Source organism: Eubacterium pyruvativorans, from assembly GCF_900102225.1.
Classification (GTDB): domain Bacteria; phylum Bacillota; class Clostridia; order Peptostreptococcales; family Anaerovoracaceae; genus Aminicella; species Aminicella pyruvativorans.
Genome location: NZ_FNBF01000026.1, coordinates 1 through 24,621, shown reverse-complemented (window position 1 = coordinate 24,621; position 24,621 = coordinate 1). Strand labels below are relative to the sequence as shown.

The 24,621-nt window shown below is 57.4% G+C and carries 18 protein-coding genes; 16 read left to right on the top strand and 2 right to left on the bottom strand.

Annotated features, from left to right (window positions below; all coding sequences use genetic code 11):
* Positions 1-123: 123 nt before the first annotated feature.
* From BLQ24_RS08320 to BLQ24_RS08275, 10 genes are all read left to right on the top strand, one after another.
* On the top strand, positions 124-1,374 hold the full coding sequence (locus BLQ24_RS08320; RefSeq protein WP_336433280.1) for an ABC transporter substrate-binding protein: 1,251 nt from the start codon (positions 124-126) through the stop codon (positions 1,372-1,374).
* Positions 1,375-1,446: 72 nt separating this feature from the next.
* Complete coding sequence (locus tag BLQ24_RS08315; protein WP_090164499.1) at positions 1,447-2,310, top strand: ABC transporter permease; 864 nt, start codon at positions 1,447-1,449, stop codon at positions 2,308-2,310.
* On the top strand, positions 2,307-3,122 hold the full coding sequence (locus BLQ24_RS08310) for an ABC transporter permease (protein ID WP_090164498.1): 816 nt from the start codon (positions 2,307-2,309) through the stop codon (positions 3,120-3,122). The genes BLQ24_RS08315 and BLQ24_RS08310 overlap by 4 nt, the downstream gene beginning before the upstream one ends.
* 10 nt (positions 3,123-3,132) lie before the next feature.
* Positions 3,133-4,230: an ABC transporter ATP-binding protein gene (locus BLQ24_RS08305; RefSeq protein WP_090164497.1), complete on the top strand. Its 1,098-nt coding sequence runs from the start codon at positions 3,133-3,135 to the stop codon at positions 4,228-4,230.
* A gap of 59 nt (positions 4,231-4,289) precedes the next feature.
* Positions 4,290-5,525, top strand: coding sequence for a nicotinate-nucleotide--dimethylbenzimidazole phosphoribosyltransferase (locus BLQ24_RS08300; protein WP_090164496.1), 1,236 nt, complete (start codon positions 4,290-4,292; stop codon positions 5,523-5,525).
* Between the two features lie 118 nt (positions 5,526-5,643).
* Positions 5,644-6,855 carry a threonine ammonia-lyase gene (ilvA, locus tag BLQ24_RS08295; RefSeq protein WP_090164495.1) on the top strand — a complete coding sequence of 404 codons (1,212 nt, stop codon included), beginning with the start codon at positions 5,644-5,646 and terminating at the stop codon, positions 6,853-6,855.
* A 9-nt stretch (positions 6,856-6,864) separates the two neighbouring features.
* Positions 6,865-7,515 (top strand): bifunctional adenosylcobinamide kinase/adenosylcobinamide-phosphate guanylyltransferase, encoded by a 651-nt coding sequence (locus tag BLQ24_RS08290; RefSeq protein WP_090164494.1) that lies wholly within the window; start codon positions 6,865-6,867, stop codon positions 7,513-7,515.
* Positions 7,503-8,279 (top strand): adenosylcobinamide-GDP ribazoletransferase, encoded by a 777-nt coding sequence (locus BLQ24_RS08285; RefSeq protein WP_090164493.1) that lies wholly within the window; start codon positions 7,503-7,505, stop codon positions 8,277-8,279. The genes BLQ24_RS08290 and BLQ24_RS08285 overlap by 13 nt, the downstream gene beginning before the upstream one ends.
* A 32-nt stretch (positions 8,280-8,311) precedes the next feature.
* Positions 8,312-8,710: a bifunctional adenosylcobinamide kinase/adenosylcobinamide-phosphate guanylyltransferase gene (locus tag BLQ24_RS08280; protein ID WP_090164492.1), complete on the top strand. Its 399-nt coding sequence runs from the start codon at positions 8,312-8,314 to the stop codon at positions 8,708-8,710.
* 3 nt (positions 8,711-8,713) lie between these two features.
* Entirely contained in the window at positions 8,714-9,382 is a 669-nt protein-coding gene (locus BLQ24_RS08275) for a histidine phosphatase family protein (RefSeq protein ID WP_090164491.1), read from the top strand.
* Positions 9,383-9,464: 82 nt separating this feature from the next.
* Here BLQ24_RS08275 and BLQ24_RS08270 read toward each other — a convergent pair whose 3' ends face one another.
* A complete protein-coding gene (locus tag BLQ24_RS08270) occupies positions 9,465-10,433 on the bottom strand; it encodes a biotin--[acetyl-CoA-carboxylase] ligase (RefSeq protein ID WP_176755899.1) in 969 nt (322 codons plus the stop codon).
* A 273-nt stretch (positions 10,434-10,706) separates the two neighbouring features.
* On the opposite strand from BLQ24_RS08270, the gene BLQ24_RS08265 reads away from it, so the two are divergent.
* From BLQ24_RS08265 to prfB, 3 genes are all read left to right on the top strand, one after another.
* Positions 10,707-11,960, top strand: coding sequence for an HlyC/CorC family transporter (locus BLQ24_RS08265; protein WP_090164489.1), 1,254 nt, complete (start codon positions 10,707-10,709; stop codon positions 11,958-11,960).
* A 63-nt stretch (positions 11,961-12,023) separates the two neighbouring features.
* A complete protein-coding gene (gene secA, locus BLQ24_RS08260; RefSeq protein WP_090164488.1) occupies positions 12,024-14,804 on the top strand; it encodes a preprotein translocase subunit SecA in 2,781 nt (926 codons plus the stop codon).
* A 64-nt stretch (positions 14,805-14,868) separates the two neighbouring features.
* Positions 14,869-15,982 (top strand): peptide chain release factor 2 gene (gene prfB, locus BLQ24_RS08255; RefSeq protein WP_419185496.1). Its coding sequence is split into 2 segments (ribosomal slippage): positions 14,869-14,934 and positions 14,936-15,982, totalling 1,113 coding nucleotides; the frame shifts between segments, so codons are not numbered across the junction.
* A gap of 895 nt (positions 15,983-16,877) precedes the next feature.
* Here prfB and BLQ24_RS10135 read toward each other — a convergent pair.
* Positions 16,878-17,030, bottom strand: coding sequence for a hypothetical protein (locus BLQ24_RS10135; RefSeq protein WP_163439413.1), 153 nt, complete (start codon positions 17,028-17,030; stop codon positions 16,878-16,880).
* A 306-nt stretch (positions 17,031-17,336) separates the two neighbouring features.
* Here BLQ24_RS10135 and BLQ24_RS08250 point away from each other — a divergent pair, with 306 nt between their 5' ends.
* From BLQ24_RS08250 to BLQ24_RS08240, 3 genes are all read left to right on the top strand, one after another.
* Entirely contained in the window at positions 17,337-20,699 is a 3,363-nt protein-coding gene (locus BLQ24_RS08250) for a PD-(D/E)XK nuclease family protein (RefSeq protein ID WP_090164486.1), read from the top strand.
* Positions 20,700-20,802: 103 nt separating this feature from the next.
* Positions 20,803-21,786, top strand: coding sequence for a (Fe-S)-binding protein (locus BLQ24_RS08245; protein WP_176755898.1), 984 nt, complete (start codon positions 20,803-20,805; stop codon positions 21,784-21,786).
* 249 nt (positions 21,787-22,035) lie between these two features.
* A complete protein-coding gene (locus BLQ24_RS08240; protein ID WP_176755897.1) occupies positions 22,036-23,829 on the top strand; it encodes a rhodanese-like domain-containing protein in 1,794 nt (597 codons plus the stop codon).
* Positions 23,830-24,621 lie beyond the last annotated feature (792 nt).

Below are 24,621 nucleotides of genomic sequence, written 5' to 3'. Positions count from 1 at the left end.
ATATTCTCAATGATGGGGCTGTCCGGTTCATTTCCATGGAATGGTATGATACACTTTTGCATGAGCGAATACGGGTGCGGAGCGCCCGGGAAACGGTTCATTGAATGAGAAAAGGAGCGTGTGATGATGAAGGGAAAGAAGATTCTGGCTCTGCTCATAGCCCTGCTGGTGGCAGTGTCCATGACAGCCTGCGGATCCTCCGGAGGCACTTCAGAGAAGAAGGAGGGCACTTCGAAGGAAAGTGCAGCATCCTTCGATGATATGGTGAAGAAGGCGAAGGGAACGACGGTGACGTTCTACGGCTGGGGCGGAGATGATCTGCTGAACAGCTGGCTGGACGATTATTTTGCGCCGCGCATGCAGAAGAAGTACGGAATCAAGATGAAGCGGGTTCCGATGAATATCGAGGATATTCTGAGCCAGCTTTCCGGTGAGAAGCAGTCCGGAAAGAAGAAGAGCGACATCGATATGATCTGGATCAACGGGGAGAATTTCAAGACGGCGCGGGAGAACGGCTTCCTGTACGGACCGTTCCTGGACAAGCTGCCGAATTACGGAAAGTACTATAATGCGAAGGACAGAGAGAATAACTACGACTTCTCCTATCCGATCAAGGGCTACGAGGCGCCGTACGGCAAGGCACAGGTGGTCTTCGAGGTGGACAGGGCGAAGGTGAAGTCTGTGCCGACGGATACGAAGGCATTCGCGGAATTTGTGAAGAAGAATCCGGGGAAAGTCACCTATCCGGCACCGCCTGATTTCACCGGCAGTGTGTTCGTCCGGAATGTGATCTATGATATCTGCGGGTACAAGCAGTTCCAGAACATGAAGGCGGACAAGGAAACGGTGCGGAAGGCGGTGGAACCGGCCATGAAGTATCTGAAGTCCCTGAATCCGTATCTTTGGAACAAGGGAAAGACATTCCCGGAATCCTCCCAGAAGGCGGACAAGATGTTCGCTGACGGCGAGACCATCTTCCGGGTGACGTACGATGCATACGATATTTCCAAGTACATCGAAAACGGCACATTCCCGAAGACGGCGGACTCCTTCCAGTTCAAGAAAGGAACCATCGGCAACACCAACTACATGGCGATTGCGAAGAACTCCGGCAATGTGGCCGGTGCCATGGTGGCCATTAATGAAATGATGAGCCCGGAGGTTCAGCTGAACCGCTATGAGAAGCTGCACACTGTTCCGGTAACGGACAACAGCAAGCTGTCCAAGGCGCAGAAGGATGCATTCGCGAAGGTGGATCTGGGCAAGGGAACGATTCCGCAGGCACAGCTGCTGAGCAAGCGCCTGCCGGAGATGCCGTCCGCACTGGTTCCGATCATCGAGGAAATCTGGGAAGAGGAAGTTGCAGGAAAGTAGCTTCTGTTATCTGTTATTTGAAATAATTCAGGGGATGCCGCAGGCATCCCCTGTTGCTATAATATAAAAGTTATGAAGAAACTGACACCATACATTCTGCTGATCCCGCAGATGATCATCGGGGCAGTGTTTCTGGCCGGTCTGGGAACCGGTATTGTGCAGAGCCTCGGCGTCATCCCGGCCTTCGGGATGACGAAATTCACAACACAATATTACCGGGAGGTGCTGCAGGATCCGAATCTGATCGCTGCGGTGAAGTACAGCCTGTTTACCTCGTTCCTGTCGGCTTTCATCGCCTGCGCCGGCGGCACGCTGATCTGCGCCCTGCTGGTGAGCCGGAAGAAGACCGCAGGCCCCGTGATGCGGATTGTCCAGCTGCCGATCATCGTACCCCACCTGGTGGTGGCGCTGTTCATTGTGAACATTTTCTCCCAGAACGGAATTCTGGCCCGGATCGGGGCGGCGCTGGGCCTGCTCCGGGATCAGTCGGAATTCCCGCTTCTGATCTACGATCCCCACGGATTCGGGGTGATCCTGGCGTATGTGTGGAAGGAGCTTCCCTTTGTGATCTATTTCGTCATGGCGCTGATGGCGAATATCAACGGGAAACTGGGAGAGGCGGCAGTCAATCTGGGGGCTTCCCGCCGGACCGCCTTCCTGCGGGTGACGCTGCCGCTGTGCATGAAATCCATATTGACCGCCTTCCTGATTATCTACGTGTTCTCCCTGGGGGCCTATGAGATGCCGTTCATTCTGGGGGCCACGAAGCCGAAGGCGCTGCCGGTGCTGGCCTACGTGGCGTTTCAGAATCCGGATCTCCGCACCCGGCCCCGGGCCATGGCGGTGAACGGAATCATTATTTTCCTGTCGCTTCTGGCGGTGCTGGTGTATCATCTGCTGATCATGGGACTCCGGCGGAAAGGAGAGAGAGCATGAAAAAGGAAAAATCCAATGTCATCGCTTCGATCCTTCTGGTTCTGTTCTGCCTGGCGGTGATTCTGCCGCTGCTGACGATCCTTCTGTGGGTGGTGACCGAGAGATGGGCGTGGCCGGACCTTCTGCCCGGGACGCTGTCCCTCCGGGCGGTCCGTTCCGTGTTCCGGGACGGCCGGGAACTGGCGATGGTGTTCTTCTCCAGCGTGCTGATCTCCCTGGCGGTGGCGGCGCTGGCGGTTCTGGTGGGGATGATGACTGCCCGGGCGCTGGAGTGTTACGCATTTTTTGGACGGACATTCTTCTCTTTTTTGTCCCTCCTGCCCTTCGTGGTGCCGGCGTCGGTGTTCGCCATGGGAATCCAGGTTCTGTTCCTCCGCATCGGGCTGGGGGGAAATGCCGGGGGTGTCATTTTCGTGCATCTGATCTGTTCTCTGCCCTATGCGGTGCAGCTGCTGCAGGACGGCACCCGGGGACTGGGGATCCGGCTGGAGGAGCAGGCCCGGGTTCTGGGGGCGGGTCCCCTCACCGCCTTCCGGCGGGTCACGCTGCCGAACCTGCTGCCGGTGATTCTATCCGCCTTCTCCATGTCGTATATCGTCTCTTTCAGTCAGTATTTCCTGACGCTGATCATCGGCGGCGGCAATGTGAAGACCTTCACCATTGTGATGGTCCCGTTCCTGACCGGGGGAGAACGGAATTTTGCCAGCATTTACAGCGTCATCTTCCTGATGGTGACGATCGTGATTTTCGGGGTTTTCGAACTGGTGACCCGCCGTATTATGAAGAACCGGGATGTGGAATATTTCTCGTAGGAGGTTTAGAATGGAGTTGAGAATCGAAGGTCTCTCCGTGGCGCTGGCCGGGGAGGAAGTATTGACAAAGATTGACCTGGATATCCGTTCGGGCGAATTCGTCTCGCTTCTGGGCGCCTCGGGCTGCGGGAAATCCACTCTGCTGAAGAGTATCGCCGGTCTCCTGGAGGTCAGTGCCGGCGATATCCGGATGAACGGCGCATCTGTGCTCGGGGTGCCCCCGGAGAAACGGGGCGCTGTCATCGTCTTTCAGGATCTCCGGCTGTTTCCGCACATGAATGTGGAGGAAAACATCGCATTTCCCATGGAACTGAAGGGAATCCCGAAGAAAGTGCGCAGAGACCGGGTGGAGGAACTTCTGCGGGCGGTGCAGCTCCCCGGATTTCAGCGGCGGCGGATCCGGGAAATGTCCGGGGGTCAGCAGCAGCGGGTTGCTCTGGCCCGGGCGCTGGCGGCGGATCCGGAGATCCTGCTGCTGGACGAGCCGTTCTCCGGTCTCGATCCGCATCTGCGCAGCGAGATGGGCCGGCTGGTCCGGTCCATCCATGAGGAAATGCATCTGACCACGGTCATGGTGACCCATGACCGGGCGGAAGCTATGCGGTTTTCGGACCGGATCGCCCTGATGGAAAGCGGGCGGATTCTGCAGTACGGAACACCGGATGAACTGTGGACCGCTCCGGTCAGCAGGAAGGTGGCGGACAGGATGGGGACGACGATCTATTTCCCGGGAACGGTGGAGACGGGCGTGTTCCGCTGCAGAGATTTCTGTGTGAAAGTGAAGGAAAGCGGACCGGATGGGGACGGTCCGGCAGAAAACGGTCCGGCAGAACTGATGCTGCACCCTTCGGAGATCCGGGCGGAGGCCCCGGAGAGCGGTGGAGAATCCGGCGGCACCCGCTTCTACAGGGTGCGGGCAGTCTTGCCGGAGGGAGAAACTGTGGAAATACGGCTTTCCCCGGAGGAGAGCAGCCGGCAGGACCCGGCATCCCCGGCGGATTTCGAAATCCGCATGATCCGGCAGGAATGGGAGAAGACCGGCCTTTGGCCCGGGGACCGGTGTGTCCTTCGTCCCCGGAGCTTTGCCGGGGTGCTGTTCCGGTCGTGAGCGGGACCGGAGCCGGGAAGAAACCGGAATCGGAAGAAAAGTGCAGGAGGTGAATCCGGATGGATGGAATCGAAGAACAGAGAACGTACCTGAAGGGACTGGTGCATGAGATCGGCTGCATCGATCAGGAGGCGATGAACCGGGCGAAGGAGCGGCAGCGCCGGCTGGCCAAGGTTCCGGGCAGCCTGGGACGTCTGGAGGAGATCTCCGTCCGGCTGGCAGGCATGACGGGAAACGTGACGGGAAACGACGTTTCCCGTCAGGGCATTGTGGTTTTCTGTGCAGATAACGGGGTGGTGGAGGAAGGTGTGGCCTCGGCGCCCCAGTCTGTGACCCGGAGTCAGATGATCAACTTCACACGGGGGGTCACCGGTATGAGTTCCATGGCGAAGTATTTCGGGATTCCGGTGCTCACCGTGGATATGGGAACGAAGACTCCTGCTCCTGCAGGGATGTATACGGCGGCAATGCGGGTGCCGGGAGCGGAGGCAGATCCGCCGAAGATTGTGGACCGGCGCATCGCACCGGGTACCCGGAACATGGCCCGGGGAAGGACCATGACAGAGGAACAGGCGGTCCGGGGCATTCTGACCGGGTTCGAGGCGGTGAACGCCATGAAGGCTGCGGGAATCACCCTTTTGGGCGTAGGTGAAATGGGGATCGGCAACACGACCACCGCTTCCGCCCTTCTGGCGGCGGCTTCGGAGATCCCGGCGGAAATGCTGGTAGGCCGGGGCGGCGGCCTGAGCGATGCGGGAATGGCGAAGAAGGTGACCGTCGTGCAGGACGCTGTGGACCGGTGTATGAAGAACCGGCCGGCGCCGGCGGATTCGTCCGGGTGCCGGCGCTGCTGCGATGAGGATGACTGGGATATCGTGCCGGTGACGGCGGACCCGGATCTGGCGCTGCATCTGCTGTCGGAGCTGGGGGGATTCGATCTGTGCGCCATGACCGGGGCTTATCTGGGGGCAGCCCGGCAGCACATGCCGGTGGTCATCGACGGATTTATTTCTTCGGCGGCCGCCTGTATGGCCCAGCTGTTCTGTCCGATGGTTACCCGGTATATGTTCGCCTCCCACAGTTCCACGGAAAGCGGCACGGAAGTGGCCATGGAGCGGCTGGGACTTACGCCTCTGCTGAATCTGGGCATGCGGCTGGGGGAAGGCAGCGGGTGCATTCCGGCCTTCAAGATCATCGAATCGGCGTCTGCCGCCATGGAGGGTATGGTGACGCTGGAAGAAGGAGCTGTAGACGGGAAATATCTGGACGAACTTTCGGAGCACAATTACGATTAGTCAAAAAATTCACGGGAAACAGTTCCATTTTGTTCCTATTTTATATATAATGGGTGCGTTATAGGATGCAATTTTCTTTGGAAAGAACAGGCCGTTCAGGCTGGAACAGGAGGGAGCCGTGTTTACGAAAGAGAATTTTTTGGATGCTGCCAGAGTCGTGAAGGACGTTACAATCCCGACGGACCTGATTTACAGTGAGTTTTTCAGCAAGCTCACCGGCGGAGAGATCTATCTGAAACCGGAGAACCTGCAGCGCACCGGTGCATATAAGGTCCGGGGGTCTTATTATAAGATCAGCAAGATGTCCGAGGAAGACCGGGCGAAGGGTCTGGTGACCGCTTCCGCCGGAAACCACGCCCAGGGCGTGGCCTATGCTGCGAAGAAGTTCGGATGCAGAGCGGTCATCGTGATGCCGGTGGGTACGCCGCTGATCAAGATCAAGAGAACGAGAGCCCTGGGGGCGGAAGTGGTCCTCCACGGGGATGTTTATGACGATGCCTATGCCCATGCCGTGAAACTGGCAGAGGAAGAGGGCCTGACCATGGTGCATCCGTTCGATGACTACGATGTTGCCACCGGACAGGGATCTATCGCAGTGGAGATTCTGAACGAACAGCCGGATACGGATGTGATTCTGGCGCCGATCGGGGGCGGTGGTCTGTCCACAGGGGTCTCCGTCTGTGCACATCTGCTGAAGCATGACATTGAAGTGATCGGCGTGGAGCCGCGGAAGGCGGCGAGCATGACGGCGGCGCTGGAAGCCGGCCATCCGGTGGAGCTGGCCACTGCGAATACCATTGCGGACGGTACTGCCGTGAAGAAGGTGGGCGAGAACGTCTTCCCGTACGCCAGAGACAATATCGACAAAGTGATCTGTGTGGATGATGAGGACCTGGTCGGTTCCTTCATCGACATGGTGGAGAACCACAAGCTGGTGGTGGAAAACTCCGGCCTTCTGACGGTGGCATCGCTGAAGCAGCTGGATCTGAAGGGAAAGAAGGCGGTCTGCATCCTGAGCGGCGGCAATATGGACGTGACGACCATGGGTTCCATGATCCAGAACGGTCTGATTCAGAGAGGCCGTGTATTCACCGTATCGATCCGTGTGCCGGACAAGCCGGGTCAGATCGCTTCGATGACGGCGATTGCGGCGGAGCACAAGGCCAATATTCTCCGGATCGACCACAACCGGTGGGTATCTCCGAACAGAGCGCTGGCGGTGGAAGTGGTTGTGACCTTCGAGTCCTTCGATGTGGATCACAAGAGAGAGATCATCAAGGCGCTGAACGAAGCGGGATTCCGCTGCAACGAGATCGGTGCCAGACTGTAAGAGGTGCGAATGAACATTCTCATCAGCGGTGGTGCGAAGAATGGAAAATCGGATATTGCCGAACGCATAGTGCGTCGGATGATGGAGCGGCTGCATAAGCCGCTCTATTACGTGGCGACCATGATGCCGGCGGATGAAGAGGACCGGGAAAGGATCCGGGTGCACCGGATGAACCGGGCGGGCGCCGGATTTCAGACGCTGGAGGCAGGGACCCGGATCCTCCGGGTTCTGGATCTGCCGAAGACGGATCCCGGCGGGATCTTCCTGGTGGACAGTACCACCTCCCTGATGGCGAACGAGATGTTCCCGGCGGCGGGTTCAGGGTTCGATCCCGGGGCGGCGGAACGGGTGCCGGAAGAGCTGGCCGCCTTCGCTGCCCGGACCGGGAATACGGTCTTCGTTTCGGACCAGATCTATGAGGACGCCCGGCTGCCGGAAGCCGGGCGGTCCGTTCCGGAGCCGGAGGCAGCAGGCACAGCCGGAGCAGCAGGCACAGCCGGGGCCACCTTCCGGGACCTTCCTCTTCCCGATCTGACAGAGGTCTACCGCAGCGCACTGGGGAAGGCAGACTGCCGCCTGGCGGCGGAATGTGAGACAGTGCTGGAGGTGACTGCAGGCAGAGTGAAAGTCTGGAAGGGAGAATTTCAATGCGATATATAACGGCATTTTTCATGGCCTGGGGGAACTTCCTGGTCATCCCCTGCCCCTGTAAATTGTGGGACAGCCGGCTGAACCGTCTGATGCTGGCGTTTCTCCCGGAGATCGGGGCGCTGATCGGCGGCACTCTGGTGCTGCTGCTTCTGGCCGCCCATGCCCTGCTGCTGCCGGCTCTGCTGACGGGCCTGCTTCTGACCTATGCCCTGTTCCGGATACCGGGATACATGCACCTGGACGGCTTCATGGACGTCAGCGATGCGGTGATGTCCCGCCGGGGGAAGGAGGAGCGGCAGCGGATTCTGAAGGACTCCCGGGTGGGCGCCTTCGCCGTGATCAATGTGGTGTTCCTGATTCTGGCCGTCTTCGTGGGTTTCGTCATCCGGGAGGGTGCGGGCAGCCTTCTGACCGGGGTGTTCCTGATTCCGGTGGTGAGCCGTTCCATGGCGGGTATGTTCGTTTCCGGACTCCGGCCCATGGAACAGAGTCAGTATGCGGCAACAGCCGGAGAACCGGGACGCCGGAAATACGTCGTCGCCATTCTGCTTCAGATGGCAGCCTGGACGGTGGGCAGTCTGCTGCTGGCCGGTCCGGCCGGCCCGGCGGTGTTCACTGCGCTGATTCCGCCGGCAGTGGAGATCGGGTCGGCTTCCCTGGCCTGCGCCCACGGGGTCCGGCGCCTTGGAGGCATGAACGGCGATATTGCGGGATATGTGATCTGCGTGAGTGAAGCGGCGGCGGTGCTGACACTGGGGATTCTGCAGCTGTAGCCGGCGGTTTCCGAAAGGAAGGGAGAAACGCCATGATATTCATTTTCGGGGGTGCTTACCAGGGAAAACTGGAATATGCGCTGAAACGGTTCCGTCTGGAGCCGTCGGACGCAGTGTGCTGCGACGGAGAAGAGGTCCCGCCGGATCTGACGGAGAAGAAGATCATCTGCCACTTCGAGCGGCTGGTGCTGTACTGCGTCAAAAACGGTATGGATGCGCCGGATTACGTCCGGAAGCTGGAAAAGAAACTGGAGAACCGGATTGTCATTATGGATGACATCTCCCGGGGGGTGGTTCCGATGGATCCGCTGGCCCGCCGGTGGCGGGAGGCGAACGGCCGGGTCAGCTGCTTTTTGTCCTCCCGGGCGTCCGAGACGGTTCATGTGTTCTGCGGTCTGGCGGAGACCCTGGGGAAAGATGAGGAAAAATAGGGAATGGAGTCGAGAATCATATTACTCCGTCACGGTCTGACGGAGGGGAATCAGAGACGCTGGTTTTATGGCGGAATCGACATTCCGCTGACGAAGGAGGGCCGGCAGCAGCTGAGGGATCGCCGGGAGGCGGGGGTCTATCCGCCGGTGCCGGAGGACGCCCAGGTGTTCACCTCTGGCCTGATCCGTACGGAGGAAACCCTGGAACTGACCTACGGACCCCGTCCCCACGGGAGGATTCCGGAACTCAGAGAGTACCGGTTCGGCAGATTCGAGGCCAGAAATTATGACGAACTGTCGAAGGCCGGGGGCCGGGAGCTGGAAATTTTCAACCGGTGGGCCTACGACGAGACAGGAGAGGTGGCGCTGCCCGGAGGCGAATCCCGCAGAGAATTCCGGGGGCGGATCCGGCAGGGCGTGGAAATTCTGCTGGAGGCGCACCGGGCCTATGGAGAGCGGCGGGAGAGCGGTATGCCCGTCACGCTGATGGTCTGTCACGGCGGCGTGATTTCCCAGATGCTGCTGACCATGTTCGGCCATCTGGAAGGCACGATGTGGGATTATATTCCTGCCCCTGGTCTGGGTTATGTGGTGTCGCTGACAAAGGGAGAGCCCCGGGCGTTCGATCCGATCGAAGACCCCGAAGCGGCGTCAGGGAAGAAGGGGGAATAACCTGAGGGGGGCGCTGCGGACCGCCGGGGCGCTGCAGGAGCACTGCAGGAGCAGGAATGCCGGCGGGCGCCGGGTCAGAGGGCTAAACCACCGAAACCGAGACTTCTCCGGTGTGAATCGTGCGGATCTCCCCTTTCTCCGGTCCCTCCAGGTATCGGACGATCAGACCGCCGTCCTCTGCGATGTCAATGGCATGGGCCAGAATGCCCCGGTCGCCGTAAGTCGGGTGGACCCGGATGTCCCGGTCCAGCATGAAGCAGCGGCGGCGGTACTCTTGGAAGAATTCCCGGGAATGCAGATGATCCAGAATATCCAGAAATTCATTGATCATTTCCGCAGCCAGGGCGTTGCGGGAGAAGGATCCCTTCTCCGCAGAGAGGGACCCGGCCTTGTGCCGCAGCTCCTCCGGGAAACTGCCCGGAAAACAGTTCACACCGATGCCGCAGATCAGCCGGTCGATCCGGCCGGTCTCGAAATTCGTCTGGCCTTCTGTGAGGATGCCGCAGACCTTCCGGTCATGATAGTAGAGATCGTTCACCCACTTGATGCCGGTTTCCACGCCGCACACCGTCTGAATGGCCCGGGCGGTGGCTACGGCGGAGGCCATGGTGACATAGAGCGCCCGGTCGATGGCGAAATCCGGCGTCAGGCCGAAGGTGATGTACAGACCCGTTCCGGCGGGGGATTCGAACCGGCGGCCGTAGCGTCCCCTGCCCCCGGTCTGCCGGTTGGCGATCACAACCAGGGGTTTCCGGCTGAGCGGCCGTTCCTTCACCACATCATTGGTGGATCCCACCGTGTCGTACACTTCCACTGCGCAGTCCCGGTGAACCCGGGCCAGAACACTCTCCAGACGCAGAATATCGGATTCCGTCAGCCGGTAGCCCGCATTCGGCCGGCTTTCGATGAGGTACCCTTCTTCTTTCAGTTTCGACACCGCTTTCCAGACCGCATTGCGGCTGACTCCCAGATATTCTCCGGCCTGCTGGCCGGATACGAATTCACCGGTATGGTCGGTGAGCAGCTTCAAAAGTTCGGTTTTCGTAGACATCATTCCTCCTGCGGGCGAATCGCCCTTTCATACCTACAGTATATGTCACCCGGACCGGCGGCGCAAGGTGACGGACTCTGGAGAAAAACGGCGGGTCTGTTCCTGTTAACGGGACGTAAGATATCGACGAATAAGTTGTAGAGTTTGTAAAGAATGGCTGATTTTCTTTTTTTTTCACCCGGTGTATGGTAGTATTTTCGATGGCAGTTTTTTCAAGGCCCGGAGAGAATCGTATGTACCGGGACCGGTTCCGGGGAGGTTGATTTCAGGGAAATGGGCATCGATATCATCGTGATCATCGTACTCGTCATCTGCTCTGCTTTTTTTTCGGCAACAGAGACCGCATTCACATCGGCGAACCGCATCCGCCTGAAGAATATGGCGAATGACGGCAACCGGCGGGCGGAGACTGCGCTGGCGCTGATCGAGCGGTATGACGAACTGCTGTCAACGATCCTGGTGGGAAATAACATTGCGAATACGGCGAATACGGCGGTGGCTACCGGCGTGTTTGTGGCGTTGTACGGACATTACGGCACCGTACTTTCCACTGTTGTCATGACCCTGGTGGTGCTGGTCTTCGGCGAGGTGACGCCGAAGACACTGGCGAAGGAATACCCGGAGTCGGTGGCCATGAGCACCGCATCGCTGATTCACGGTCTGATGATCCTGTTCACGCCGGTCAACTGGGTGTTTTCTTCCTGGAAGAAACTGCTGCTCCATGCGGCGAAGGGCAGTGAACACAACATCACGGAAGATGAGCTGATCACCATTGTGGAGGAAGCAGAGACGGAAGGAAGTATTCCCTCCGATCACAGCGAACTGATCCAGAATGCCATCGAGTTTGACGGCATTGAAGCCTGGGATGTGCTGACCCCCCGGGTGGAAATCGAAGCTGTGGACATTGAAATGTCGAAACAGGAAATTGCGGATCTCTTTCTGAAAACAGGATTTTCCAGGCTGCCGGTCTACGAGGATGATCTGGACCGGATTCTCGGCGTTCTGAATCAGAAGGATTTCCATAATTATATTTATCACAGTGCGGGAACCGTGGCGGAATATATCAAGCCGGTGGTTTTCTGCGCAGGCTCCATGAAGGCATTCGCCCTGCTGCAGATGATGCAGCACCGGAAGTGTCAGATCGCCATCGTCATCGACGAATACGGCGGTACCACCGGGCTGGTGGCCATGGAGGACATCATTGAAGAACTGGTGGGAGAGATCTACGACGAACACGAGAATGTGGGAACCCGGGAGATCACGCCGCTCCAGGACGGCAGCTACCGGGTGCTGGGTCTGGCGAACCTGAGCAAGCTGTTCGACTACTTCGATGAAGACGAGAAGGTGGACGCCGTCACGGTCAACGGCTGGGTTGTCCGGGAACTGGATCACCTGCCGAAGGTGGGCGACACCTTCACCTATGAAACCCGGGGGAAGCTGTTCCGGGGCAGAGTCATGAAGGCGGACGACCGGAAAGCGCTGGAGGTCAATCTCCGGGTGGAAGACAAGGAAGAGGAAGAAGACTGATGACGCCGGGCGGGGGAAGAAGCCCCGGATTCCGGTGAAGATAGAAGAAGGGAGTCAGAAAGAATGGGATTGTTAGAGAAGATTTTCGGCGATCTGAATAAGAAAGAGGTCCGAAAAATCGAGAAAATCGTGGAGAAGATCGAGGCGTATGATGAAGAGATGACTGCCCTCTCCGACGAGGAACTGAAAGCGAAGACACCGTATTTCCGGGAGAGACTGGAGAACGGAGAGACGCTGGACGATATTCTGCCGGAAGCCTTCGCGGTAGCCCGGGAGGGTGCATACCGGAGCCTGGGCATGAAGCCGTTCCACGTACAGCTGATCGGCGGCGTGGTCCTGCACCAGGGCCGGATTGCGGAAATGAAAACCGGTGAAGGTAAGACCCTGGTGGCGACCCTGCCGACCTATCTGAACGCACTGGAAGGGAAAGGCGTCCATGTCATCACCGTCAACGATTACCTGGCGAAGCGTGACTCGGAGTGGATGGGAAAGGTGTACACTTTCCTGGGACTCACGGTGGGCTGCGTCATCCACGGCATCACCGAAGAACAGCGCCGGCAGGCTTATCTGTGCGACGTCACATACGGAACCAACAACGAATTCGGTTTCGACTACCTGCGGGATAACATGGTTACCTATCAGGAAGAACTGATGCAGCGGGAACTGCACTATGCGATCATCGACGAGGTGGACTCCATCCTGATCGATGAGGCCAGAACCCCGCTGATCATCTCCGGCCAGGGAACCAAGTCCACCGACCTTTACCGTCGGGCGGACGACTTCATCCTGACTTTGTCGAAAGACACGGACTACGAAGTGGAAGAGAAGGACGAGCAGGTTTCCCTGACGGATCTGGGTGTGAAGAAGGCCGAGGAGTACTTCGGTCTGGACAACTTCTCGGATCCGGAGAACATGGAAATCAACCACAACGTTCAGGAGGCTCTGCGCGCCCACACCCTCATGGAACGGGACGTGGATTACATCGTGAAGGACGGCGAGATCCTCATCGTTGACGAATTCACCGGACGTCTCATGTACGGCCGCCGTTACAGCAATGGTCTGCACCAGGCGATTGAGGCAAAGGAGCACCTGAAGGTTCGTTCGGAATCCAAGACCCTGGCCACCATCACGCTGCAGAACTATTTCAGAATGTATGATAAGCTGGCCGGTATGACCGGTACGGCGAAGACGGAAGAAGAGGAGTTCCGGGATATCTACAACATGGACGTTGTCGTCATCCCGACGAACAAGCCGATCGCCAGAATCGATATGGACGATGCGGTGTATCCGAAGGAGACCGGGAAATTCAAGGCGATTGCGGACCGGGTGGAGGAAGTGCACGCTACCGGTCAGCCGGTGCTGGTGGGTACCATCTCCATCGAAAAGTCCGAGCTCATCAGTGACATGCTGAAGAAACGGGGCATCAAGCACGATGTTCTGAATGCGAAGCAGCATGAACGGGAAGCGGAGATCGTCGCCCAGGCCGGAAGGAAGGGTGCCGTCACCATCGCCACCAACATGGCGGGCCGTGGTACCGACATCGTGCTGGGCGGCAATCCGGAGTTCGAAGCCCGGAAGGAAATGCGGAAGAACGGTTTCACGGACGAGCAGATCAGCTTTGCCACCGGTTTCGAGAAATCCGATGACCAGGAGCTGCTGAAGGCCAGAGAAGCGTTCCGGGAATACAAGGCGAAGTTCAAGGTCGGCTGCGACAAGGAACACGACGAGGTTGTGAAACTGGGCGGTCTGTGCATCATCGGCACCGAGCGCCATGAGTCGAGACGTATCGACAACCAGCTGCGGGGCCGTGCCGGCCGTCAGGGAGACCCGGGAACCACCCAGTTCTTCATTTCCCTGGAAGACGACCTGATGCGTCTTTTCGGCGGCGACCGGATGCAGAGCGTTGTGAAGAAAATGGGGCTGGAGGACGATGACATGGTCGCCGCAGGCGTGCTGTCCAAGTCCATCGAAAGCGCCCAGAAGAAGGTGGAGGGCCGGAACTTCGGTATCCGTAAGTACGTCCTCCAGTACGACAACGTCATGAACAAGCAGAGAGAGATCATCTACGGCGAGCGCCGGAAGGTTCTCTTCGGGGAAGACCTGCGGGAATACATCATGGGGATGAAGGACGACCTGGTGGATCACATCGTGGAGACCACGACCCTGGCATCCAAGTTCCCGGAAGAGTGGGATTTCAAGGCCATGAACCGCAGTCTGAAACGGCTTACGCCGCTGTATCAGGGGAAGGAAGAATTTTCCACGGATGAGCTGGCGGTCATGACACCGGAATCCCTGGCGGAGGAGATCAAAGCCCAGTTCGACGACATCTACGTCAGCAAGGAAGAAGAAATCCGTCCGGACCGCATGCGGGAAGTGGAGCGGATGATCCTGCTCCGGGTTGTGGACAATCTGTGGATGGATCAGATCGACGCCATGGATCAGCTGCGGGAAGGTATCGGTCTCCGTTCTCTGGGTCAGCAGGACCCGGTGGCGGCATACGCCAACGAAGGCTTTGATATGTTCGACGCCATGATCAACGAAATCCGGGAAGAGACGGTCACCTACTGCTACAGCGTCACGCTGGAGACAGATACCGAGAGACGGACAGAGTACGCCATTTCGGATGCCCGGAAGGATGAGTACGTGGATGATGCGGCAGCCCTGGAAAGCGCAGCCCCGGAGCGGGATGCCCAGGTGCCGGAACGGGAACATGTGCAGGAAACCTACCGCCGGCAGCAGCCGAAGGTGGGAAGAAACGACCCGTGCCCGTGCGGAAGCGGAAAGAAATACAAGAACTGCTGCATGAAAAAAGACATGGAGCGGGAACGTCAGGAACAGGAATAATCCGGAAAAGTCAGAAGCGGAAACAATTCGGACGGAAATGAGTAACAGAAAGGGTGAGACAGCAGTGCTGAAACTGGAACCGGTCAAACACGACCTGCCGGCGTCCGTCGGCAGACTGAAAGAGGCAGGTGATTCACTTTGACCTGGCTGGCATGAAACAGCGGTCGAAGGAACTCACGGAAATGACCTTGAAGGAGGACTTCTGGGACGACCCGGAGGCGGCTCAGAAACTCCTGAAAACGAAAAACGAACTGGATGCGAAGGTGAAATCCTACGAAGATCTCATGGGAGACTTCGAAGATCTGGAGGGACTGATCGAACTGGCGGAAGAGATGGAGGACGATGAAGAGGCGGACGAGATCCTGCAGACCTTCGACGACCTGAACGCCCGTCTGGACGAATTCCTCCTGGAAACCTTCCTGACCGGTGAATATGATCACAACAGTGCCATCCTGTCCATTCACGCAGGTACCGGCGGAGTAGATGCCATGGACTGGGCGGAGATGATGCTGCGCATGTATACCCGCTGGGCGGCGTCCCGGGGGTACGGCGTGAAAGTTGTGGACCTGCAGAACGACACCGATGCCGGCATCAAGTCCGCCACCTTCTTCGTGGAGGGCGAAAACGCCTACGGCTTCCTGAAGCATGAACAGGGCGTCCACCGGCTGGTGCGGATTTCGCCGTTCAATGTAAAAAGCAAGCGGCAGACCTCCTTCGCTTCACTGGAAGTGATGCCGCGGATCGAAGACAACATGGAAGTGGAAATCAATCCGGAGGACCTCCGGATTGACACCTACCGGGCCAGCGGCGCCGGCGGCCAGCATGTCAACAAGACAGACTCCGCCATCCGCATCACCCACCTTCCGACCAACATCGTGGTCACCTGCCAGAACGAGCGCAGTCAGATCCAGAACAAGGAAGTGGCCATGAAAATTCTGTACTCCAAGCTGATGCAGCTGAAGGAGCAGCAGCACAAGGAAACGCTGAAAGAACTGAAGGGCGATTTCTCCCAGATCACCTGGGGTTCCCAGATCCGCTCCTACGTCTTCCAGCCTTACACCATGGTGAAAGACCACCGCACCGGCGTGGAGGTGGGCAACGTCAACGCCGTCATGGACGGCGGGCTGGACCCGTTCATCAGCGCTGAGCTCCGGACGCTGGGAAATGAGCGGGAATAGCCGGTTCGCCGGGAACACCCGTGCCGCCTGGATATAGATTGGCTGCCGGGCATAGAAATAATGAATTGGATATCATGGGGGAATCTGCCTATAATGATCCATGACAGCAGAGCTGTCATACATTTGCATGCAGATTATAGTTATATACCCACATGCTGGAGGGAATCGGCTTCGGCCGGTTCCTTTCATTTTTTTGGGGCGGGGGCGGTCGCCGGAACTGAAGACGGTCGGCGGAGGGTGCGGAAATACATCATTTGCTGCTTTTCGCACCTGCAATTACCCCGTTCCGGCCCTCAGTGCCGGCGGACGAGATTTCAAGGGTGCGAAAATCCTCATAACGGCGGTTTCCGCACTTGCCTGAAACGGCCGTGGTTGTAAAATCATCGATGAGTATCTGGGAGGATGAGTACACATGTATGTTTATGTATAAACATACTGATCTGGAGGGGTACAGCCTGCTTGTAGGGTGATTCGATGGTGCAGGTCCTTCGATAATCAAGTATATAGAAATGAGACAATCACAGCGGCGGGTGCGAAAACGGAAAAAATGTCCAAACCGCATCCACGAAAAGAGGTCTTGTAGATTAATCGGGATTTATATTTTTTTTCGCACCCGGCCCGGCGTAAAATAGGTGCGAAAAAGCCCGAAACATCAGATTCCGCACCTTCCATAGATATACATGGCCAGAATCGTATACAATTCACTCGAGCCGGACAAAGTTGTCCAGAATCATGTGCGGCTCACTCGCCCTCCGGACTGTATACAATCTGGAGGGCGTCGTGATACGGCCCGGCGTTCAGAAATAAGCCGCAAAAAAAGCGGAGCCGCTGCCTCGAACGACGCTATTCTCCGTTCGAGGCAGCAGCTCCGGCTGTTTCGGAAATAAATCGGCGATTAGTCCTCCTTCAGAGGCATGCCCATGTTGTCCGGATTGGTGTCCAGTTCCTGTTTTGTCCACCAGTTCATGTAAGGAGCCTTGATGCCCAGATCCTTTTCCGGTGTAGCCGGTCTGACGATTCCGTTTCCTGTTTCTTTCTTCGCTGCCATAATATTTTCCTCCGTTTCTGATAAACTATTCGGAAAACCGTTCGCACGAAATTACGGTTTCGTGTCAACTGTCTCTTTATATTGTATTTTAAATCGTGCGATGGCCACATTCAATAGACTTTAGCGGGATAATGGGCTGTGAACAGTACGAGTTTTCTATCTATACGATAAATTCAGTTAATAGTTTGCGGCCGAGCCTCCTCACCTGTGCGTTTCTCCGGGAATCTGTTATGATAGAACTGTTACGATAGAATTATCAGGATTGAAGCAGAAGTCGGGCGTATCCGGAAGCCGGGAGGAGAATGCATGCTGAATATCTATTATGCCAGAGAGAATATCGAGAAAGAAAAGTTCGTCTACAGAACCATCGCCGCCCGGGGATACAGTGCGGAGAATCCGGTGATTGTCATCGTGCCGGATCAGTATACGCTGGAAGCGGAACAGCAGGCATTCCGGTGGCTGGAGACGGAGAGTCTGATCGGACTGGATGTATACAGCATGTCCCATCTGGGATCCGTCATCCTGGAGGAGCTGGGCGGCAGCCGGGTGACTTTTGTCGATAAATACGGAAGACAGATGCTGCTGACGAAGATTCTCCGGGACCGGGAGGAGGATCTGCTGGTATTCCGGGGCAGCGCCGGGAAGCCCGGGTTCATCGAAATGGTGAATGACTTCATTTCGCAGATGAAGCAGTACGGCGTCACGCCGGAAGGGCTTGACGGGATCATCGACAACATCGGGAAGGACAGTCTGCTGGTCCGGAAGCTGAAGGATCTGCGGCTGATCTACGGCGCCTACCAGAGCGGGATCGAAGGGAAATATGTGGATTCAGAGGATTACATCGATCTGTATATCTCGAAGATCGGTGCCTCCCGCCGGGTCCGGAACGGTTCGGTGTGGGTGTACGGGTTCGACAGTTTTGCGCCGAAGTCCATGGACATGCTCCAGGGGCTCATGGGAGCGGCCGCCGAAGTGAATGTGGTGCTGACCTGCGATTTCCAGTGTCCGGACGAGGAACTGTTCGCCCTCACCCGCACTGTCATGAGGAATCTGGAAGAGCGGGCGGCGGAGGCCGGCGTTCCGGTGGGGGTGAAGCAGCGCATTCCATCGGAAACCTCCCTCCTCGCCCGGCGCCCGGAAGCCGTCGCCGTGCTCGAGCGGGAGCTGTTTGCGGCGGCGCCGCGGCCCTGCCGCGGCCGGCCGTGCGGCTGCACGGCCGTGGACTCCGCCAATATCTACGGGGAGGCGGAGTCCGCCGCCGCATATGTGCTGCATCTGCTCCGGGACCGGGGGTACCGGTACCGGGATATCGCCATTATTTGCAACGATCAGGAAACGGCGGCGCCCATTGTGAAGCGGGTATTTGAAGAGTACGGGATTGATCTGTTTCTGGATACCAGGAGAAGCGTGCTGAGCAGTAATGCGGCCGTCTTCCTGGTGAGTTTTTTGTCGGTTCTGGAAAACCGCTGGAGATCCCAGGACGTCTTCGCCGCACTGAAGACCGGGCTCACGCCCCTGGAAGCCGGGGACATTGAGCAGCTGGAGCTGTATGTACAGAAGTACCACGTCCGGGGCAGCATGTGGAAAAAGCCGTTTACGAAGGGAGAGAGTGAGTACGGGCCGGAGGGCATGGACCGGCTGAACGGGTTCCGGGAACAGGCTGCGGCCTGCTTCGGCGGCCTGGAGGAGGCATATCGGAGGAAGGATCAGGATTACCGGTGTTTTGTGACGGCGCTGTGGCGGTATATGACGGAAGAACTGAAGATTCCGGAGCGGATCACGGAGATGACGGAGGCGCTGGACCGGGAGGGTTTCCCGGAAGAAGCGGATGAGGCGGCCCAGGTCTGGAATATGATCGGCGGCCAGCTGGATCAGGTGGTGGAACTCATCGGGGACACAGCGTTTGACGGTGCGGAGTTCCTGGAACTGCTCACCGCAGGGCTTCAGAATGCGGAAGTGGGGGTTCTGCCTTCCACGGTGGACGATATCATGATGGGGACGATGCAGCGGACCAGGACCGGGGACCGGAAGGCGCTGCTGGTGATCGGCGCCAATGACGGGGTGCTGCCGGAGAAACCCCAGGATGACGGGCTGCTGGGGATGGACGAGCTGGAGGAACTTCAGGCTGCGGGCCATGAGATCTGCAAGACGGATTCGGTCCGGGTCAGTGAGGAGCGGCTGGCCATTTACCGGAATCTGTCCCGGCCGTCGGAGGAGCTGTGGATCAGCTGGTCCCAGTCGGATACGGAAGGAAAAGAGATGCGCCGGTCCGGTCTGGTGGAGGATATTCTGGGGATTTTTCCGGATCTTTCGCCGGAGCGGGACGTTCTGAACCGGGAAGACGGGATGGAACTGGTCGGCGGCCGGGCCAGCACCCTGCGGCACCTGACAGAAGGCATGAGCCGGGCCGTGCGCCGGGGGGAGAAGATGGACCCGATGTGGAAACCGGTCCGGGACTGGTACCGGGAGCATGAGCCGGACCGGGTGCGCATGCTGGACGAAGGACTGCGGTTCGAGAACCGGGTGCCCCGGCTTTCCGGAGAACTGACGGATCTTCTGTTTAACCGGAGCCGGCAGGAGCGGTCCCTGTCCGCTTCCCGGCTGGAGAAGTTTGCCCTGTGTCCGTTTTCGTATTTTGTCCGGTACGGCCTGGTGCTGGAGGAGGAGCGTTCCTTCGAAGCGGCAAAACGGGAGATCGGGGATGTGTATCATCACTGCATCATGAACGTGACCCGGAAACTGAGCCGGGAACACCGGTGGGAAAATGTGACAGAAGAAGAATGCCGGGAGATTGTCACCGATGCCATCGACCGGGAATCCGAAAGCTACCGGGACGGGCTGTTCCGGTCCGGCGGCCGGGAGAAGTACCGGGCGGAGCGGATGCGGGATGTCTGCTATGAGACGGTTCTGACCCTGGTGCGCCATGCCAGGGCGGGAAAAATCAGTGATTCCGGCTATGAGGTGCGTTTCGGCCGGGCGGCGGAGCTGGCGCCTATTGTGGTGGAAGTGAACGGCATTACGATTTACATCGAAGGGCAGATCGATCGCATCGACCTGCTGGAAAACGGCCGGGTGAAAATCATAGACTACAAGTCCGGGGACCGGGAACTGAAGGATGCAGAGGTCCGGGCCGGGAGAAGCCTTCAGCTGATGCTGTACATGAGTGCCGCCCGGGAGGACGGCCGGCGGAAGCCGGCGGGGGTCTTCTATTTCCACATTCAGGAGCCCCGGGCGAAGATGGACAAGGCGTCGGGCCGGGTGCCGCTGCCGGAGGAGCCGGCGGATCCTGTCCCTGCAGATCCCTTTCTGGCGGAAGTGGAGAAAGAGATCCGGAAACAGTTCAGGCTGAAGGGCCGGATGGTGGATGATCCGGAAACGGTGGAGGAGATCGCCGGAGAATTTCAGAAGACATCAGATGTGGTGAACCTGACCCGAAGCCGGGACGGCGGACTCCGGGGAGATGTGATGACGGAGGCGGAATTCGAAGAGCTGGAGCAGGCCGCCGCCGAGAAGGTGGTGTCCCTGTGCGCCGATCTGGCGGGGGGACGGATCGACATCCGGCCGATGAAGGAAGGCGACTGGACCGCCTGCCAGTATTGTGATTACCAGTCCGTCTGCCGGTTCGACCGGTCGTTCCGGGGCTGCCGGTATGAGGAAATCGAAGAGTAGGAAGACCGGGGCACGGAGGGATGTCCCGCAGGAAATATCCCGAAGGAAGCATAGGAGAAGGACATCGGAGAAGGACATCGGAGGAAGGCATCGGAGGAGAAACATGGAAAAACGGATATCGGAGAAATGTATTCACTGCGGACAGTGCACGAGAAACTGCCTGTTTCTGGAGAAATACGGGCTGGATCTTTCGGGGTTCGAGGACCGGCCCGACCTGGCGTACCGGTGCTTCCTGTGCGGCGTGTGCCGGCGGGTGTGTCCGGTGGACATTGACGGCCGGGCGATCGGCATGAAAGGAAGGAAGCAGCAGGTGGCAGATGGGGGCGGCAGAATTCCGACCAGGGATTATAACATCATGCTGGCGGAAAAGCGGAATTACAAGTTCGCCAATTACCGTCACGCCCGGGCGGAGCAGAAGGCGGTGCTGTTCCCGGGCTGCAACTTCCCTTCCTTCTTCCCGGAAACCACGAAAGCCCTGGTGTCCGCCTTCGGGGAGCACGGCATCGGCACGGTCTTCGACTGCTGCGGAAAACCGGTGCAGGAACTGGGACTGGAGGAGGATGCGCAGCGGATTCTCCGCCGGATCAACGAGAAAATGAAAGATAACGGCGTGACGGAAATCATCACCTGCTGCCCGAACTGCTACTGGTTCCTGGGGGACAAGCTGGACATGAAAGTAGTGAGCATCTACACAAAAATGAAAGAACTGGGAATCGGCCGGAAAATCACCCGTCCCCGCTTCCCGATGTTCGACCCCTGCCCGGACCGGACTTCCCTGGCGTTCCAGCGGGATGTTCCATATTTCCTGGACGGCGAAATCGACCATGAAGCATTCCGGAACGTGCAGTGCTGCGGGCTGGGGGGCAGTGCGGGTCAGCTGGAGCCGGACCTGGTGCGGGAGATGGCCCGCCGGGTCGATGAAGAGGGAGAGACACTGTACACCTGCTGCGCCTCCTGCATCAGCAACTTCCGGCGTCTGGGCCTGCTCCGGACAGAGCACATCCTCCCGTTGATCATGGGGGTGACGGACCGGTACCCGAAGGGCGCAGGCTCTGTGATGAACCGCATGAAATTCCGCATGTATTAGGACAAAAAAATCCCTCTCCGGCGTTCGTCCGGGGCGGGATTGTTTTTTTTAATCAACCCACATCCTTGTAATAGGTTTTTTTAATAGACGGACCGGATTCAGCGATTTTTTGAATTGGAACATCGCTGCCCCGATTGCTATAATGTGTAGGCTAAAGTGAGGGTTCTCGCAGAAGGCGCATCCGTTTCCGGGGCAGTCCCGGGCGGTCGGATGTGGAAATGTTTTTTGTGAAATGTGAAGGAGGAAATGATGGAAAAGGCAAGCCCGAAGCTGCGCCGCTTCACGGTTCTGGCTCTGTCCCTGCTGCTGGCAGTGACATTCCTGGCACCGGGTGGAAGTGCGTTTGCAGCGAAGAAGCTGACGGTGAAGCCGTCGAAGGCAGTCCTTACGGTCGGAAAGACGAAGAAGCTGACGGCGAATCAGAAGGTGAAGTGGTCCGTTTCCAAGGCATCTGCGAAGGTTGTGAAGCTTTCGAAGAAGTCCGGTAAGGTGACGGTCGTTACAGCGAAGAAGGCCGGAAAGGCAACAGTGGTTGCGAAGGCCGGAAAGCAGACGAAGAAGATCACGATTACGGCGAAGAAAGCGGATGCAGTGAAGACGGCATCGGCAAAAACATTTGCGGCATATGCTGCCGGTAAAGACAAGAACAAGGTTCTCGTGGATGCGAGAGTCATGGACGCCTATCAGGGCTGGGCACTGGGCAGTGCCAAGAAGGGTGGACATTTCAAGAATGCAGTCAGTTTCCCGGCACAGACTGTAACAGCGAAAGCATCACTGGCCGCAGCTGAAAAGTCCACATATCAGGATTACTATAAGCAGCAGCTGAATGATGCAGGCATGACGAAGGCGAAGTCCTATGTGATTTACGATACAAATGGCAAGGATGCGAAGACAGTTGCATCTTTCCTGGTCAAGGAACAGGGTTTCCGTGCGTCCGGCATTCAGGTCTACAATGCAACGAAGGAGATCAATAAAAGCAAGGATCTGGTAAGCTATCCGAATTACGACCTTTATGTTCCGGCATCTGTCGTGAAGAATCTTTCTGACAACCTCGTCAACAATACAGCACTGAACAGCGATGCAAAGAGCCTGGTTGGCAGCAGCAAGAACATCGTTATCCTCGATGTTGCCTGGGGTACGGAAGAACAGTCCGGTTTCCTGGATGCGCATATTCCAGGAGCTGTTCATGTCAACACGGATGAATTTGAAGGCGCGAAAACATATGTGGAGAACAAACGCAAGGATGACAAGGTCGACTATCGCTCGGAGTGGAGACTTCTGGACGATGCGACACTGATTAAGCTCGCAGGAGATAAGGGTATCACACTGGACAGTTGCGTCGTTGTTACCGGCGGTGAGCCGATGGCTACCACCAGAATGGCAATCATCCTGAAGTATCTGGGCGTGAAGAATGTTCACGTGATGAGTTCCGGAATGCAGGGATGGAATGCCGGCAAATACAAGATGGCGAAGGGATCCAATGTTCCGAAAGCTGTCAGTCTCGGAACGGACAAGCCACTCAATCCGGATGTAATTGATACAATTGCCGAAGTGAAGAATGAGCTGAAGGACACTGCGAAGTACACTGTCGTCGATACTCGTACAAAAGAAGAATGGGATGGACTGAGTTCGGGATATGGTTACCATGATCTGGCAGGACGTATTGCCGGCACAGTATTCTCTCCATGCGGACAGGGATATTCCAGCAGTGTGATGAAGTACAGAAATGCAGATAAGTCTATGAGAACAGGTGCTGCGCTGGAGAAGTACTGGAAGAGCACCGGTGTTGACAGCAGCAAGCAGATGGTATTCTTCTGCGGTTCCGGCTGGAGAGCAGCGGAAACAACGTGGGATGCCTGGGTTCTCGGTTTGAAGGCCTCTCTGTACAGTGACGGCTGGATCGCATGGTCGAATGAAGGAAATGACTTCATCGATCATACCGGGAAGACCGTTCATTTCGATGCGGCAACCAATACGGTTCGTGATGCGAATGGAAAAGATGTCAGTGACGGAACGAACATCGCCGGTGTAACGGCGAAGTAGTATCTTCGTTGGCTGCAGGTGCGGAATTCGATTTTTTTCGAATTCCGCACCTGCTTTTTTCTTGTTCCGGTCCGGCAGGGGCGGCGGACCAGGAATGGGTGGGTGCGGAAAGAGGAAAAAAACCGTTTTCGCATCCGGCCGGTCCGGGAACGAATCGAATCATCAGCGGTAAGGTCCATGCGGATGCATGATAATACGGGAATATCTAATGATATGCATCGGATTGTACGGATATCCCGCCCGATGGAAATGCTGTGGCGACATATGCGGTGCGGCCGGATATTCATTCGAAAATCCGGATGTTGTTCCGGCCCCTGAAGGTGCGGAAATCAGCATTTCGCCCCGTTCCGCACCTTCGTTTTGGCTTGTGATATTTAATACGTGATTTCTTTTGGTTTTCGCACCCTGGCCATCGAGATTCAGGTGCGATTCCGGGCCATTTGGCCAATTCCGCACCTTCCACTAATATGCAATCGCAATTCGTATACAATTCGATCGTCCCGGCCTATCCACACCCATACATCAGTATTTGAATCGTGGTTTGTATACAATCCAGCCGACCGCACAATCCAGCTGCTCATGCAATTCGTCCCCCGCACAATCCAGCTACTCATGCAATTCGTCCCCCGCACAATCCGGCCCCTGCGCTGCCGGCTCCCCTCGCCTGTACCGGCAGATACAACGAAGGCGGGCCCTTCCGGGTCCGCCTTCGCTGTGGTGTTAGTTGTTGTGATGTTTAGAGGGAATTATTAGTTGTTTTCTTTGCGCAAGATTATAGTAGCAAATCGGTGT